Here is a 15,982-nt window from a genome sequence, read left to right as displayed (position 1 = left end):
TACCATTTCGCGCCAAAATAAAGATGATAGATTGGAAATAACATACGATGGATAAATTTAAAGTTAGGCTGCAATATTGGCTGCCACAACATGCTTTAACCCGTTTAGTCGGTAAACTCGCGTCAGCGAAGGCAGGTAGTCTAACCACCGCCATCATTCGCTGGTTTATTAAACAATACAATGTCAACATGAGTGAAGCGTTACATTCCGATCCAAAACACTTTGCGACATTTAACGAATTTTTTGTCCGTGAGTTAAAGCCTGGCCTACGCCCCGTTGTCGATGACGAAGCGACACTCGTTCATCCAGCCGACGCTTGCGTCAGTCAATTCGGCCCAATAACTGACGGCCAACTGATTCAAGCAAAAGGCCATCATTATTCTGCTCAAGTACTGCTTGGGGGTGATGCTAAACTGGCTGAAGAGTTTCGTGATGGTGAGTTTGCCACTCTCTACCTATCACCACGAGATTATCACCGAGTGCATATGCCATGTGATGGTACATTACGACAAATGATCTATGTGCCTGGCGATCTATTTTCTGTTAACCCACTGACCGCAGAGAATGTGCCCAATTTGTTTGCCCGTAACGAACGAGTTGTCTGTATTTTTGATACCGAATTTGGCCCACTGGCTCAAGTACTGGTCGGTGCAACCATTGTTGGCAGTATCGAGATGGTATGGGCAGGAACCATGACTCCACCGCGTGGTAATACCGTGTATCGTTGGGATTATCCAGCAGAAGGTATCAATGCTATCCGATTGAAAAAAGGCCAAGAAATGGGTCGATTTAAGTTGGGGTCAACCGTTATCAATCTATTTGCGAAACAACAGATTCGTTTTGATAGTAGCATGCAGTTAAATACGCCAACCCTGCTCGGTTCTGCTTACGCCCACAAAGCCTAATCAAGTTCCTCCTTATTTCCAACGCGTTAAATGAAACATTGTCGCCATTTTTTATCACTAAAAGTGGCGACTATGTTTGCTCTAAGCCGAGCTTTCCACTGATTAACTGTGTCTAAGCTAACAATTTTCCATTCCCTATTACGATCTTTTCATAGCAATGCTTTACCCTAGATGACATTCGGATATTTTTGCAAAGGACGCTCTTATGTCAACGTTATCGACCGGTTTACTGACTCGGCTTGCGATCTGTTTTTTGATTCCTGTCGGTGTACTCTTACTCCCCATAGACACCATTCCTATTGATGAATTGACGCTCGTTCAGCATCGCTTGCTGGCTATTTTTTTACTCGCGGCTCTACTCTGGGTCTTAGAACCGGTACCCGTTTTTGCTACTTCTATTCTGATCATCGCTCTATTATTAATTATGATTTCAGACAAGGGGTTACATTGGTTCCGCTCCCCAATTGAACAACATGAAGTCGGGCATTTAATCCCTTACACTGACATTCTTGGTGCCTTCTCTTCACCGATCATTATTCTGTTTATGGGTGGATTCGCCTTAGCGATCGCGGCGTCAAAATATCAACTGGATAACAACTTAGCACGTGTATTACTGCGCCCGTTTGGTCATCAACCTAAATTTATTATGCTTGGATTGATGCTCATCACCTCCGTATTCTCAATGTTCATGTCAAATACGGCTACGACAGTAATGATGTTGGCTCTACTTGGACCCATTGTCGCCTCTGCGCCGAAAGGGGAGCTAGGCATTAAAGCTTTGGTGCTATCCATTCCGATTGCTGCGAATACGGGAGGCATCGCGACGCCGATTGGTACGCCACCGAATGCGATTGCTTTACAGTATTTAACGGGGGAGAACAGCATAGACTTTCTATCTTGGATGATGATGGGTCTACCATTTGTGATTGTTCAATTAACCATTGCTTGGTTTTTATTGCAGTATTTATTTCCCTCATCACAACAACAAATGACGCTAAAATTGCAGGGAACATTTCAACGCTCTTGGCGAGCAATCGTCGTGTACATCACTTTTGCAACGACGATTTTATTGTGGATGAGTACCGCTCTGCATGGCATGAATACTTATGTGGTCTCGATCATTCCACTAGCTGTATTTACGTTAACAGGCATTATGGGCAAAGAGGAACTCAAGCAAATTAATTGGGATGTACTTTGGTTAGTGGCTGGGGGGATTGCGATCGGTATTGGGTTAGAGCATACCGGACTTGCCGTTGCCTTAGCCCATGCCATTGACTATGAAAGCTTATCACCGATGTTCATCGTCATTTCGCTATCGATGGTCTGCTGGCTAATGGCGAACTTCATGTCCAATACGGCAACAGCAAACTTATTAATGCCAATTGCTGCCGCTATTGGTGTCTCGATGTCCAGTTTAACGGAGATTGGTGGCCTACAAGGGTTATTGGTCGTGGTCGCGTTCTCCGCTTCTTTAGGCATGATCCTTCCAGTCTCAACACCGCCTAACTCATTAGCTTACTCCACAGGCTTAATTGAAAGTAAAGATATGGCTAAAACCGGTTTAATTCTTGGACTAGTAGGATTATTTATTGTGTATTTGGCCACTTGGGCGTTAACTTAATGAGAGCGTAACATCAATCGATTGCCGTAGAGAGAAGCAAAAACAATGAATGTTGATCCATAGACAACATTCTTCGGATTGATAGGCAGAATCATTGATCTTAACCTACTGCAAAGCGGAGAAAGTGTAGTAAAATTACGCTAGTTTTTTATTTCTCATTACCATGAATTTGACGAGGTTATAATTATGTCTGCTAAGAAGCCTATGGCTCTAGTGATTCTTGACGGTTGGGGCTACCGTGAAGATAACACCAGCAACGCGATCAACAATGCGCACACACCAGTACTTGATGCGTTGATGGAAAATCATCCTCATACTCTTATTTCTGCTTCTGGCATGGATGTGGGTCTACCTGACGGTCAAATGGGAAACTCTGAAGTTGGCCATACTAACATCGGTGCAGGACGGATTGTTTATCAAGATTTAACCCGCATTACTAAATCAATCGCAGATGGTGAATTCCAGCATAATGAAGCGATTGTGAATGCGATTGATAAAGCGGTAGCCGAAGGCAAAGCGGTTCATCTCATGGGATTGATGTCGCCAGGTGGTGTGCACTCTCACGAAGATCATATCTATGCGGCAGTAGAGCTAGCCGCTGCTCGTGGCGCAGAGAAAATTTACCTACACTGCTTCCTTGACGGACGTGATACCCCACCACGCAGTGCTGAGGGCTCACTGGCACGTTTCCAAGACCTATTTAGCAAACTTGGTAAAGGACGCATCGCTTCTCTGATTGGTCGTTATTATGCCATGGACCGTGATAATAACTGGGATCGCGTTCAGCAAGCTTATGACTTATTAACTCAAGCTAAAGCAGAGTTCACCTATGACTCTGCCGTTGCTGGCCTTAATGCCGCTTATGCGCGTGAAGAAAACGATGAATTCGTCAAAGCCACAGAAATTCGTAGCGCAGATCAAGAATCAGCAGCCATGCAAGATGGTGATGCGGTACTATTTTTAAACTATCGTGCTGACCGTGCTCGTGAAATCACCCGCACATTTGTCACCGATTTTGATGGTTTCACTCGTCAAGTGTTCCCTAATGTCAATTTCGTGATGCTAACTCAGTATGCAGCCGATATTCCACTAGCGACCGCTTTCCCACCAGCATCGCTAGAAAACACTTATGGTGAATGGCTTTCTAAAGCGGGCAAAACTCAGCTGCGTATTTCAGAAACAGAGAAGTACGCCCACGTGACCTTCTTCTTTAACGGTGGCGCAGAAAACGAGTTTCCTGGTGAAGAGCGCCAGCTAGTGGCCTCTCCAAAAGTCGCGACTTACGATCTTCAACCAGAAATGAGCTCCAAAGAACTCACCGATAAATTGGTTGCAGCGATTAAATCTGGTCAATACGATGCGATCGTTTGTAACTATCCAAATGGTGATATGGTCGGCCATACTGGTGTTTATGAAGCGGCGGTTAAAGCTTGTGAAGCGGTCGATGAATGTATTGGCCGAGTAGTTGAAGCGATTAAAGAAGTCGATGGTCAGTTACTCATCACCGCAGACCACGGTAACGCTGAAATGATGATTAACCCTGAAACCGGTGGCGTACATACGGCTCACACCAGTTTACCAGTACCGCTGATTTATGTCGGTAATAAATCAATTACTCTACAAGAAGGCGGTAAACTGTCGGATCTCGCACCAACCATGTTAGCGCTGACTGACATGGAAATTCCTGCTGAGATGTCAGGTAAAGTGCTTTATTCATAACGCTTGTTCCTAGCATACGATTTTTAAAGCATGGATCCCCTTAAATTCACCATTTAAGGGGATTTTTTTATCGATGGATTTTACTTAACGGTTTCTTATTTAGCATCGCTATCATCGTTAGTTGTCGCCAACGATGAATAGCTTTAGACTCAGACCACCGCTTCCCTCATCCATGATGTATTTATGACCTTTTCTGAGCTTAACTTAGCTTCTTCTCTACTTAGTGCACTACCCGCTGAGTTACATACTCCGACCACAATCCAACAGTTGGCGATTCCTGTGATTTTATCTGGTCGTGATCTGCTCGCTCTCGCTCAAACTGGCAGCGGTAAAACCTTCGCTTATGGTTTACCGCTATTACAAAAAACACTCCCGATGACACCACACATTCAAACCTTGATCATCGTACCGACGCGTGAACTGTCAACCCAAGTCAGCCAAGCGCTTGGCTTAATCGCTAAACCGATGCACATCGATGTGTGTCCAGTTTGTGGAGGGGTTGACCAGCAATGGCAACAGGATCAATTAGCGCAAAATCCTCAGCTCATCGTTACTACGCCAGGGCGATTATTGGATCTTATTGAGCAACAGATCATAAACTTATCATCGCTACAACATCTGGTACTGGATGAGGCTGACCGGCTATTAGAGATGGGGTTTTGGCCAGATGTTCAGCGGATCATGGCCCATTTACCCGCGAAAAAACAAACCCTGCTATTTTCTGCAACCTTACTCCCCGAGCTTGAAGAAAAAGCCCTCCAGCCGTTAAACGATCCCATTAAGATCAGCGCTAATCCGCCGAATCAAACCGTGCCAGAGATCGAAGAACAGTTGTACTTGGTCAATAAAGGCAGCAAAGCACAAGTCTTGATTCATTTACTTAAGCAACATCATTGGTCTCAAGTCTTGGTCTTTATTAGCGCTCGAGATAATGCAGACGCACTGGCCAAAAAACTCCTTAAAGCAGGAATTCGTGTTGCCGCACTCCATGGCAATAAAGATCAAACCGAGCGTGAGCAAATCTTAACTCAATTTAAACAGCAGAAAATTGAAGTGCTAATCGCAACCGATTTATTGGCAAGAGGTATTCATATTGAACAGCTTCCTGTGGTCATCAATTTTGATTTACCGCCAAGCCCGGCAGTGTATATTCACCGCGTTGGGCGAACCGCACGAGCTGGGCAAACGGGTCTCGCTCTCTCTTTAGTTTGTCATAATGAAAACGCGATCCTCGATGCCATTCGTCAACTGACTCAGCGCCCTCTTGTTTTGCAAACGTTGGCCGATTTTCCCGTTACAGATCAACCCGCCACCACGGTGCCAAAACGTCAACCACGAGATAAACAAGCCAATCGACGGAGTGCCCAAAAGCGCAGTGTGAAACAGTTTCAACCGAAATCATCTCGCTAAACGCCGATCCTTAACGACAAATGAGCAGTATGACAAAAAACCGCACAAAGTTTACATTATGCTACTCGCCTGACACGTGACTTTGAGTATACTGGGCATTCAACAATTTTAATGGTGATGATTGCCTAAACATGACGTTGTCTATTCTAAAACTTACTGTGCGATTATTGGCGGTCTGCTTAGCGATTACCACCTCATCAGGTGCTGCTTATGCCGCTTCGCAACAAGAGCTTTCTGGCGTCAAAAACGAAATCTCTCGTCAACAGCAATCACTGAGCCAACGACAAAAAGAACTGGATCAATTACAGCGTTCACTTAGACAACAAGAGTTGTCTATCTCTCAGCTAGAAAATCAAATTAAAAATACCCAACGTGATGTCGTGACTGCTAATGACAATCTCGCCAATATTCAAAAAAACCGACTTGAATTAGAACAGCAGCGCCAACAACAGACCGAAAAACTCACGCAACTGTTACAGACGTACTATGTGACTCAGCGAGCACTGGCCAGCGGCGATCTCCTCAAAAGTGGCGTCGAACAAGACAGAATTAGTCAGTATTATCAACATTTGGCCAAAGCGCGTACGGAAACCTTACGCCGTTTACAAACAACCCATCAAGCGCTCAACGAAAGTGAAAAGCAGCTGCAGCGTGAGCGTGATCAAATCACCGCCCTATTGCAACAACAAACCGATAAGCGTGATAAGCTCGCCAGCACTCAAGCGGAGCGGCGTAAAACCGTCAATACCATTCAACAAAGTATCTCGGGCGATCAAGTTTATCTTGCCGAACTGCAACGCAATGAAACTCGCTTGAAAGCTGAAATCGCCAAAGCAGCGAAGCGTAATGCGGTACCAATGGATGGACTCGCCCAGCAAAGAGGTAAGCTACCCTGGCCACTGCAAGGTAACGTGTTGCACCAGTTTGGAGAGAAACAAACTGGTCAAGTCGATTGGAAAGGAATGGTGATCAGCGCCAATTATGGGCAAGCCGTCAAAGCCGTCTATCCGGGAACGGTCGTATTTGCGGAGTATTTACGTGGCTATGGATTAGTGATTTTACTTGACCACGGCAAAGGTGATATGACCTTATACGGTTATAACCAATCACTCATGAAAAAAGAGGGCGATAAGGTCGTCGCAGGAGATACGCTCGCCTTAGCCGGTGATACTGGTGGGCAATCTCGCCCCGCTTTGTACTTTGAAATTCGTCGTAATAGCCGAGCTGAAAACCCACGCCAATGGCTGAGACGATAAGTCTCACCAGCGCTATCGACGACGATTAATATCGATAATAAGTTTCGACCCTCTCTATCAGTTGGCTCAATTGTGATTTGGCTAGACGATTTACCCCTCCCGCCGCTTCTCGCCCACCACCGCTAACAAACTGAGCACAAATGGCTCCTGCACCTTGTTTATTCGCTAAAGGAGCCCGTAATGACACGGTATAACTCTCACTGTCCGCTTCAGTCACGATCAAGTGAGCTTGGCTCGGTTGTTGATTGGCTAGCAGATTACCAAAGACACCACTGACTCGATGTGAGGCCGATTGATTGGGTAACACAAACACGCGTAATTCTCGACTTTGGTAATATGCTTCTAGGCTTTGTACTTGCGCCATGTCTTGCTGATAAGCCTGCTTGAGACGATGATAAGGGGAATGATGATCATCGATAAGCATAAAAGGACAAGGATAGTTCAATAAACTTCGCAGCAATTCTGCGGGATGAAAGTGCAAATCTTCCAATTGTTGCCCATAGCCGTTGTAATTGAGCAAAGTGCCGATTGACTGCAACTGCTCGGCTTGAAATGTCGTTAATCCAGCTTGTAATGCCAGTTGATTGGCGGTTGCGATCAAATTATCGCCATAAGCAGCGGCAATCGCCCAATGATGAAAACGGCCCGCCAGTAATCGATCAATAATCAATCCTGTACAAGTATTGGCACTTAAATCAATGTTCGCGGTTAAATGGGGATGGGTAGGGATATCACCGGATTGATGATGATCAGCATAAAAAACGCTTGCTCCCTCGGAGAGCAGGCGCTGTAAATCAAAGGCATTTTTCGCCATCGAAATATCCAGTACAGTCAGAGAATCACCAGGATTAACCGTTAGTTTTTTCAGTAACTGTATGTCACGCTTCACGCCAGTCACTAGCTGACTTTCGATAGGCTCGGCTAAGCGCAGTTGTAATAGCGCGATGATGCCATCAGCATCACCATTAAAAACATCATAGTGCATGGTTATTCACAGGGGTATTTAGCGGACATAAGCACACTTTATCTAAATCGGCCTATGATGAGTAAGATAAAAACGTTATATCTCCAAACTTATTACTCAGCATCGCTATAACAGCCGCAACCATATGGTAACCATTGAAAAGTCAACGCACTCTAACCATTGATGGTGCTGGCGTGCATGGCTCTGACACCTTCTTCTAATAATTGTAATTGTTCTAAACCTTGGGGGGTAGCATTAGGTTTCATCACTGAGATAATTTGTAGCATCCCCTGATGAATAACACGCTCGGTAATGGACGCGTTAGCCGACATCGCAGACTGATACGCCAACCAGCTTGAAGCGATCAAATGCAGCGTTGTCACTAGCTTTTTCATCTCTTGATCATCAATCACCAGCAGCTGCATATCGATAAACACTTGCATAATATTAATCAAGTTCACTTGGAGCTTATCTTGAACTTGAATATACGATTGATGAAGCTCAGGATCGCGTTGCAAAATCTCCGGTAAATTGGCGTAGAAAAATCGATATTTCCACATCAAATTAAAAATAGAATCCAAATAATGTTTCAGCAGCGTTAAACTCTCATATTGCCCCTGCCAAGGGCTAAAACGCTCGATAAGTTCAGCCGAGTACCAAGCAAAAATTTCACGCACGATCTCTTGTTTATTACGAAAATGATAATAGAGATTACCGGGGCTAATATCGATATGAGCCGCAATATGGTTGGTGGTGATCGGTCTTTCACCATGTTCATTAAACAAGGCTAATGCGGCATGAATTATTCGCTCTCGGGTTTTCATTGTCGAACCATAATCTTTAGTGGTGAATTTATCTCAGTATATACCAAACAAGATAAAGAGGCAGATAGGCCCACCTCTTCGCTATTCAAAGGAAAGCGGGCTCAATACTGAACCTTTTTATCGGTGATAAGGGGTCGAAAGTTGATGAACCGCATCGACAAACACTCCAGCATTCTCTGGTGGAACGTCTAAATGGATACCATGGCCTAAGTTAAACACATGACCACTACCGGTACCAAAACCCTCAAGAATACTTGCTACCTCTTGACGAATTCGCTGAGGGCTAGCATAAAGCATGGAAGGATCCATATTGCCTTGCAGCGCAACTTTATCACCCACTCGTGCTTTAGCATCAGCAATATTGATGGTCCAATCGAGTCCAATCGCATCACATCCCGTCGCCGCAATCGACTCAAGCCACATACCACCATTTTTGGTAAATAATGTAACAGGGACTCGTCTTCCTTCGTGCTCACGGATCAATCCATCAACAATTTTATGCATGTAATGTAGCGAAAACGACTGATAATCTCTTGGCGTTAATACGCCTCCCCAAGTATCGAAGACCATCACTGATTGCGCTCCAGCTTTAATCTGTGCATTCAAATACTCAATGACACTATTTGCCAATTTATCGAGTAACCGATGCAATAAAGCAGGTTCGGCATACATCATCTTTTTGATTTTGGTGAACGCTTTTGAACTTCCGCCTTCGACCATATAGGTTGCCAACGTCCAAGGGCTGCCAGAAAAACCAATCAAAGGTACTTCGCCTTGCAGATCTTTACGAATTTGGCGTACAGCATTCATCACATATTGCAGCTCGCCTTCTGGATCAGGTAAACCAATTTTATCCACATCCGCTTTACAAGTGATGGGACGCTCGAACTTTGGCCCTTCACCGGCTTCAAAATACAAGCCTAAACCCATGGCATCAGGAATGGTTAAGATATCGGAAAACAAAATGGCAGCATCGAGTGAAAAACGGCGTAGCGGCTGCAAGGTAACTTCAGAAGCCAGCTCGGCATTTTTGCATAACGACATAAAATCGCCCGCTTGTGCACGTGTCGCTCGGTATTCTGGTAGATAGCGTCCCGCTTGACGCATCATCCATACTGGCGTGCAATCGACAGGTTGCTTGAGTAATGCACGCAAATAGCGGTCATTTTTTAATTCAGTCATGGTCTTTTCCCATTTTTCTATCAAGCGGTAATCAATCGCTCATTCTAACATTGATTGACCAAGCATCGCAGAGTGCTTTGCAACCGAGATCAAGTTATTAACTTTTAAATCAATGCTTAAATTGCGTGCAAAAGCATTAACTGTTACAAATTTATTCGCTAGCGAAAACGATAATAATAGCTAGACATTTAATGTCTAGCATCTCATAACGACATCTTACTTACCCCCTCCCTTGCGGAGGTTTTTTTTATGAGTGTTTTTTCTAAAAAGAACGACTGTCGATCTTATCATTCTCGACTCGTATGTCGGTCAAGGTTTGTTCGATTAAAGCTCGTGCTATCGTTCCGTGTGGAGCAAGCTCAGGTAAATGAAGTTCACTAAACCACTGAGCATCGGTCAGTTCTGAATAATCGGGGTTTAACTCACCTTCCGCATAATCGGCTAAAAAACCCATCATCATACTGGAAGGAAACGCCCAAGGTTGACTGCCCACATAGCGAATATTGTCGATAATAATCCCCGTTTCTTCTTGTACTTCACGCGCGACACATTGCTCAAGGGTTTCTCCTACCTCTAAAAAACCAGCAATCACCGTATACATCCCACCGCGATGACGAGGATGCTGAGCAAGTAAAATCTGATCATCTTTGCGAACCGCGACAATAATGCACGGAAAAATACGAGGATAATGTAAAGTGCGACACTCCTGACATTGCATCGCTAACTGATGATGATTGAGCCGATTACGCCCACCACATTGTGAACAAAAACGCTGAGTTTGACTCATATGCCCATATTGAACCGCTTTACTGGCTAGCAAAAATAGCGCCGAATCCATCGATAATAGCGTCCGCAAATTCACCATTGGTAACTCATCAGCTATCTCTTGAGCATTTATCCAATAAACGGGGGCTTGGTTATGCTCACCAATCAATACCGCATACTCAATCGGCAATCGCCATTGCTGCGCACAACCAAAAGGGATACTCCCATCAATGGTCCAGATCTCACTTCCTGAAACAACACACCAATAAGCGGCTTTTGCGTCACTGTCTTCTAACATACTCACTCCTGATTGCTTGCAGTTCAACCATTTTACTGGCAATCTAAATTCATACCAGAGTTTGTAGTCATTTGATTTTCAAACCTATAAATTCTCGTTAGGACAACAGGTTGTAGTACAACACTACAATGGGTGTGCAAGGAAAATCATCGGTAAGATGATGAGATCATGAGGGCATGGTCATGCTAAATAAATTAAAGAAAACACAAGAGCAGTGGGGCGGATCCAGTGAAGTTATCGATCACTGGTTGGATAACCGTCAACACCTGATCGTTGAGTACTGCAAGCTTGCAGCACTACAGCCTTTAACCCCCGAATCTTCACTGAATGAGTTACCAGCGCCTAAAGCGTTGCACCGCTTTAGCCAAGAACTGGTTGATTATATCTCCGAAGGCCATTTTAAAATTTATGATATGGTCATGCAAAAATGGCAAGCGACTGGTTTTAAAGCAACGGATGAGATCAACCAAACCTATGGAAAAATCGTCCAAACGAATGATGCCTTATTAGATTTTGCGGATAACTATGCCACTGTGGCTGATGACGATGATTTAGATAGTCTCGATAATGATTTATCGATGGTTGGTGAAGTACTTGAGTCGCGGTTTGCGTCTGAAGATTACCTGATTCAATTAATCGCAGACAGCCTTACTATCCCACCAGGCGCATGAGCAAGCGTGAGCTTTCGCTTTTCATCTAAGTAAATTGAAAGCAGCACAACATAATTGACCTGAACAATGAGTTAAAAAAGGCACCCGAAGGTGCCTTTTTTGATCATGCGATACGATTACTCGTCCGATGAAAAACCAGCATTCAATAGCGCAGCAAGATTATCCGTCGCTTGTTCCGCTGACGTACCTTCTTTTTGAGCTAGACGCTTCGCTTGGCGATCTTGGTGATACGCAAAACCCGTACCGGCAGGGATCAAACGACCTACGATTACGTTCTCTTTCAGACCACGTAAATCATCACGTTTACCCGATACTGCTGCTTCAGTCAGTACGCGCGTTGTTTCTTGGAACGACGCCGCTGAAATAAACGATTCGGTTGCCAGAGAGGCTTTGGTAATACCTAATAGTTCGCGTTCGAAACGAGCCGGTTCTTTACCATCAGCTTCCAATAAACGGTTAGCAATCTTAACTTGAGCGTACTCAATTTGCTCACCAGGTAAGAATTCCGAATCACCTGAATGGGTGATGGTACACTTACGTAGCATCTGACGAACAATCGTTTCAATATGCTTATCGTTTATCTTAACGCCTTGTAGACGGTAAACTTCCTGAACTTCGTTAGCAATGTATGAAGTCACGGCGTGGATACCACGTAGACGCAGAATATCATGCGGTGACTCTGGGCCATCAGCAATGACATCACCACGTTCAATTCGCTCACCTTCAAACACGTTGAGCTGACGATGCTTAGGAATCATCTCTTCATACACATCACCGCTATCACGAGTGATCAGTAGACGACGCTTACCTTTAGTCTCTTTACCGAATGAAACCGTACCCGTATGCTCAGCAAGAATCGCAGGCTCTTTCGGCTTACGCGCTTCAAACAAGTCAGCTACGCGTGGTAGACCACCGGTGATATCTCGGTTACCGCCAGATTTTTGTGGGATACGTGCTAACGTGTCACCGATGTTTACTTCTGCGCCATCTTCGATGTTCACAATCGCCTTACCAGGTAAGAAATATTGCGCTGGCATATCAGTACCAGGGATCAAGACATCTTTACCTTTCGCATCAACCAGTTTAATCGCAGGACGCATATCTTTACCTGCAGCTGGACGAGCGGCGGCATCAGTGACTTCACTTGAAGACAGACCCGTTAGATCATCAGTTTGACGAGAAACCGTTACTCCATCAATCATATCCACGAACTGGATACGACCAGCCACTTCAGTGATGATAGGTAGTGTGTGCGCTTCCCAGTTAGCAATAACTTCACCGGCGTCAACAGCATCGCCATCGGCTTTGCTTAATAACGAACCGTAAGGCAGTTTGTGCTTCTCTTTGGTACGACCAAATTCATCAATAATCGTCATCTCTGATGCACGCGAAGTGATCACCAGTTTACGATCTTTGTTGATTACGAATTTAGCGTTATGCAGCTTCACAGAACCTTTATTCTTCGCTTGAATACTGTTCTCTGCAGCGGCTGTTGATGCAGCACCACCGATGTGGAAAGTACGCATCGTTAACTGTGTTCCTGGCTCACCGATAGATTGAGCAGCAATAACGCCGACTGCTTCACCTTGGTTAACCAAGTGACCACGAGCCAAGTCACGGCCATAACACAATGCACAACAACCAAAGTCAGCATCACAGGTTACTACCGAACGAACGCGGATACGGTCAACTGAGTTATCGTTAATGATCTGACACCATTTTTCATCCAGTAAGGTATTACGTGGAATCAAGACTTCTTCAGTACCAGGCTTAATAATATCTTCTGCAACTACACGTCCAAGCGCTAACTCAGTCAGAGCAACTTTAACGTCACCACCCTCGATATGAGGCATCATATCAACGCCTTCGTGGGTGCCACAGTCGTGTTCAGTAACCACTACGTCCTGTGCTACGTCAACCAAACGACGAGTCAGATAACCTGAGTTTGCCGTTTTCAATGCGGTATCGGCTAGACCCTTACGCGCACCGTGGGTTGAGATAAAGTACTGGAGTACGTTCAGACCTTCTTTAAAGTTCGCAGTGATTGGCGTTTCAATGATCGAACCATCTGGACGAGCCATCAGACCACGCATACCCGCTAACTGACGAATCTGAGCCGCAGAACCACGTGCGCCTGAGTCGGCCATCATGTAAATGCTGTTGAAAGACTCTTGACGCTCTTCCTCACCATCACGGTTAATAACTAACTCAGAAGAGAGGTTTTCCATCATTGCTTTCGCAACGCGATCATTGGTTGACGCCCAAATATCGATCACTTTGTTATAGCGCTCACCGGCTGTCACTAGACCAGATTGGAACTGCTCTTGAATTTCGCGCACTTCTTCTTCTGCATCAGCAATTTCCGTGTATTTAGCCGCAGGAACAACCATGTCATCGATACCTACCGATACGCCAGACAATGCCGCATAAGCAAAACCGGTGTACATGATTTGGTCAGCAAAAATAACCGTGTCTTTCAGACCAAGCTTACGATACGCCTCGTTGAGCAAGTTAGAAATTTGCTTTTTACCTAACTTTTGGTTGACGATGCTATAAGGCAAGCCTGTCGGTACGATCTGCCACAACATGGCACGACCAATCGTTGTATCGACCAATTGGGTGTTAGTAGTGCTGTGACCATCTTCATCAACGACCGTTTCGGTAATACGTACTTTAACTCGCGCATGCAGTTCCGCGTTCTTAGTGCGATATGCCTTTTCAGCCTCTTCAGGGCCAGCAAGGTACATACCTTCACCTTTCGCATTGATCTTTTCACGAGTCATGTAATACAGACCCAATACAACGTCCTGAGAAGGAACGATGATCGGATCGCCCGATGCTGGCGACAGAATGTTGTTCGTCGACATCATCAGTGTACGCGCTTCAAGCTGTGCTTCTAGAGTTAGAGGCACGTGTACCGCCATTTGGTCACCATCGAAGTCCGCGTTATACGCCGCACACACGAGTGGATGCAACTGAATCGCTTTACCTTCAATAAGAACGGGCTCAAACGCTTGAATACCCAAACGGTGCAGTGTTGGTGCACGGTTGAGTAGCACTGGGTGTTCACGGATCACTTCATCCAAGATATCCCAAACGACGGCTTCTTCACGCTCAACCATCTTTTTAGCCGCTTTAATCGTCGTTGCTAGGCCACGAGTTTCAAGTTTGCTATAGATAAATGGCTTAAATAGTTCAAGTGCCATCTTCTTAGGAAGACCACACTGATGTAGACGTAAGTATGGACCAACGGTAATAACCGAACGGCCAGAGTAGTCTACACGTTTACCCAGTAGGTTCTGACGGAAACGACCTTGTTTACCCTTGATCATATCAGCAAGAGATTTCAGAGGACGCTTGTTAGAACCAGTAATAGCACGACCACGACGACCGTTATCTAATAGTGCATCCACCGACTCTTGTAACATACGTTTTTCGTTACGTACGATGATATCTGGTGCAGCAAGCTCAAGTAGACGCTTCAAACGGTTGTTACGGTTGATCACGCGACGATACAGATCATTCAGATCCGACGTAGCAAAACGTCCGCCATCTAGTGGAACGAGAGGGCGAAGATCTGGCGGCAGTACTGGCAAGACTGTCAGGATCATCCATTCAGGTTTGTTACCTGAAGAGAGGAACGCCTCAACCAGCTTCAAACGTTTGGTCAATTTCTTACGCTTGGTTTCAGAGTTAGTCGTTTCTAACTCTTCACGCATTTGCTCAGTTTCAACCTGTAGATCCATTGAAGACAAAAGATCTTTAATTGCTTCTGCGCCCATCTTAGCGGTAAATTCATCACCCCACTCTTCAAGACGATCCAAATACTCTTCTTCTGTGAGCATTTGTCCTCTTTCAAGATCAGTCATGCCTGGCTCAGTCACTACGTACATTTCGAAGTAAAGAACACGTTCGATATCACGTAATGGCATATCCATCAGCAAACCGATACGAGACGGTAGTGATTTTAAGAACCAAATGTGTGCGACAGGTGAAGCCAGCTCGATGTGGCCCATACGGTCACGACGAACTTTAGTCTGGGTTACTTCAACGCCACACTTCTCACAAATCACACCACGGTGTTTCAGACGCTTATATTTGCCACAAAGACACTCGTAGTCTTTTACCGGACCAAAAATACGCGCACAGAAAAGACCATCACGCTCAGGCTTGAACGTACGATAGTTGATGGTCTCAGGTTTTTTCACTTCACCAAATGACCATGAACGGATCATATCTGGAGAAGATAGACCGATTTTGATTGCATCAAATTCTTCGGTCTTATGCTGTGCTTTTAGAAAGTTTAATAAGTCTTTCACAATCAGCTCCTGTAAGGAGTTAAAAGGGCCCGCTGCTTAATGTAGCGA

11 protein-coding genes are annotated in these 15,982 nt (G+C 45.0%); 6 read left to right on the top strand and 5 right to left on the bottom strand.

Features of this window, described 5'->3' with window-relative positions; all coding sequences use genetic code 11:
• Nucleotides 1-47 precede the first annotated feature (47 nt).
• The 5 genes from asd (at nucleotide 48) to FKN93_RS12305 (ending at nucleotide 6,911) form a co-directional block, all read left to right on the top strand.
• Nucleotides 48-905 (top strand): archaetidylserine decarboxylase, encoded by an 858-nt coding sequence (asd, locus tag FKN93_RS12325; RefSeq protein WP_170905201.1) that lies wholly within the window; start codon nucleotides 48-50, stop codon nucleotides 903-905.
• A 205-nt stretch (nucleotides 906-1,110) separates the two neighbouring features.
• Entirely contained in the window at nucleotides 1,111-2,526 is a 1,416-nt protein-coding gene (locus tag FKN93_RS12320) for an SLC13 family permease (RefSeq protein WP_170905200.1), read from the top strand.
• Between the two features lie 186 nt (nucleotides 2,527-2,712).
• Entirely contained in the window at nucleotides 2,713-4,245 is a 1,533-nt protein-coding gene (gene gpmM / locus FKN93_RS12315; protein WP_170905199.1) for a 2,3-bisphosphoglycerate-independent phosphoglycerate mutase, read from the top strand.
• Nucleotides 4,246-4,428: 183 nt separating this feature from the next.
• Nucleotides 4,429-5,655, top strand: coding sequence for a DEAD/DEAH box helicase (locus FKN93_RS12310; RefSeq protein ID WP_170905198.1), 1,227 nt, complete (start codon nucleotides 4,429-4,431; stop codon nucleotides 5,653-5,655).
• A gap of 131 nt (nucleotides 5,656-5,786) precedes the next feature.
• Nucleotides 5,787-6,911 (top strand): peptidoglycan DD-metalloendopeptidase family protein, encoded by a 1,125-nt coding sequence (locus FKN93_RS12305; protein WP_158137728.1) that lies wholly within the window; start codon nucleotides 5,787-5,789, stop codon nucleotides 6,909-6,911.
• Between the two features lie 25 nt (nucleotides 6,912-6,936).
• Here the strand turns inward: FKN93_RS12305 and FKN93_RS12300 are convergent, their stop codons facing one another.
• From FKN93_RS12300 to nudC, 4 genes are all read right to left on the bottom strand, one after another.
• Nucleotides 6,937-7,896 (bottom strand): DHH family phosphoesterase, encoded by a 960-nt coding sequence (locus FKN93_RS12300; RefSeq protein WP_158144352.1) that lies wholly within the window; start codon nucleotides 7,894-7,896, stop codon nucleotides 6,937-6,939.
• A 152-nt stretch (nucleotides 7,897-8,048) separates the two neighbouring features.
• The gene (locus tag FKN93_RS12295) at nucleotides 8,049-8,699 is read right to left on the bottom strand and encodes a TetR/AcrR family transcriptional regulator (protein WP_158137725.1); all 651 of its coding nucleotides are present in this window, start codon (nucleotides 8,697-8,699) and stop codon (nucleotides 8,049-8,051) included.
• A gap of 117 nt (nucleotides 8,700-8,816) precedes the next feature.
• A complete protein-coding gene (gene hemE / locus FKN93_RS12290; RefSeq protein WP_154169359.1) occupies nucleotides 8,817-9,881 on the bottom strand; it encodes a uroporphyrinogen decarboxylase in 1,065 nt (354 codons plus the stop codon).
• A gap of 262 nt (nucleotides 9,882-10,143) precedes the next feature.
• A complete protein-coding gene (nudC, locus tag FKN93_RS12285) occupies nucleotides 10,144-10,944 on the bottom strand; it encodes an NAD(+) diphosphatase (protein ID WP_170905197.1) in 801 nt (266 codons plus the stop codon).
• Between the two features lie 182 nt (nucleotides 10,945-11,126).
• Here nudC and rsd point away from each other — a divergent pair, with 182 nt between their 5' ends.
• Complete coding sequence (gene rsd, locus FKN93_RS12280; protein ID WP_170905196.1) at nucleotides 11,127-11,615, top strand: sigma D regulator; 489 nt, start codon at nucleotides 11,127-11,129, stop codon at nucleotides 11,613-11,615.
• Nucleotides 11,616-11,731: 116 nt separating this feature from the next.
• On the opposite strand, the gene rpoC is transcribed toward rsd, so the two are convergent.
• Nucleotides 11,732-15,934, bottom strand: a complete 4,203-nt coding sequence (gene rpoC / locus FKN93_RS12275) for a DNA-directed RNA polymerase subunit beta' (protein ID WP_004397644.1) — start codon at nucleotides 15,932-15,934, stop codon at nucleotides 11,732-11,734.
• Nucleotides 15,935-15,982 lie beyond the last annotated feature (48 nt).

Origin of the sequence: Vibrio sp. A8-1 (assembly GCF_013048685.1) — a bacterium.
GTDB lineage: Bacteria > Pseudomonadota > Gammaproteobacteria > Enterobacterales > Vibrionaceae > Vibrio > Vibrio metschnikovii.
The sequence above is the reverse complement of the archived record's forward strand: the minus strand, read 5'-3'. Positions and strand labels throughout refer to the sequence as shown.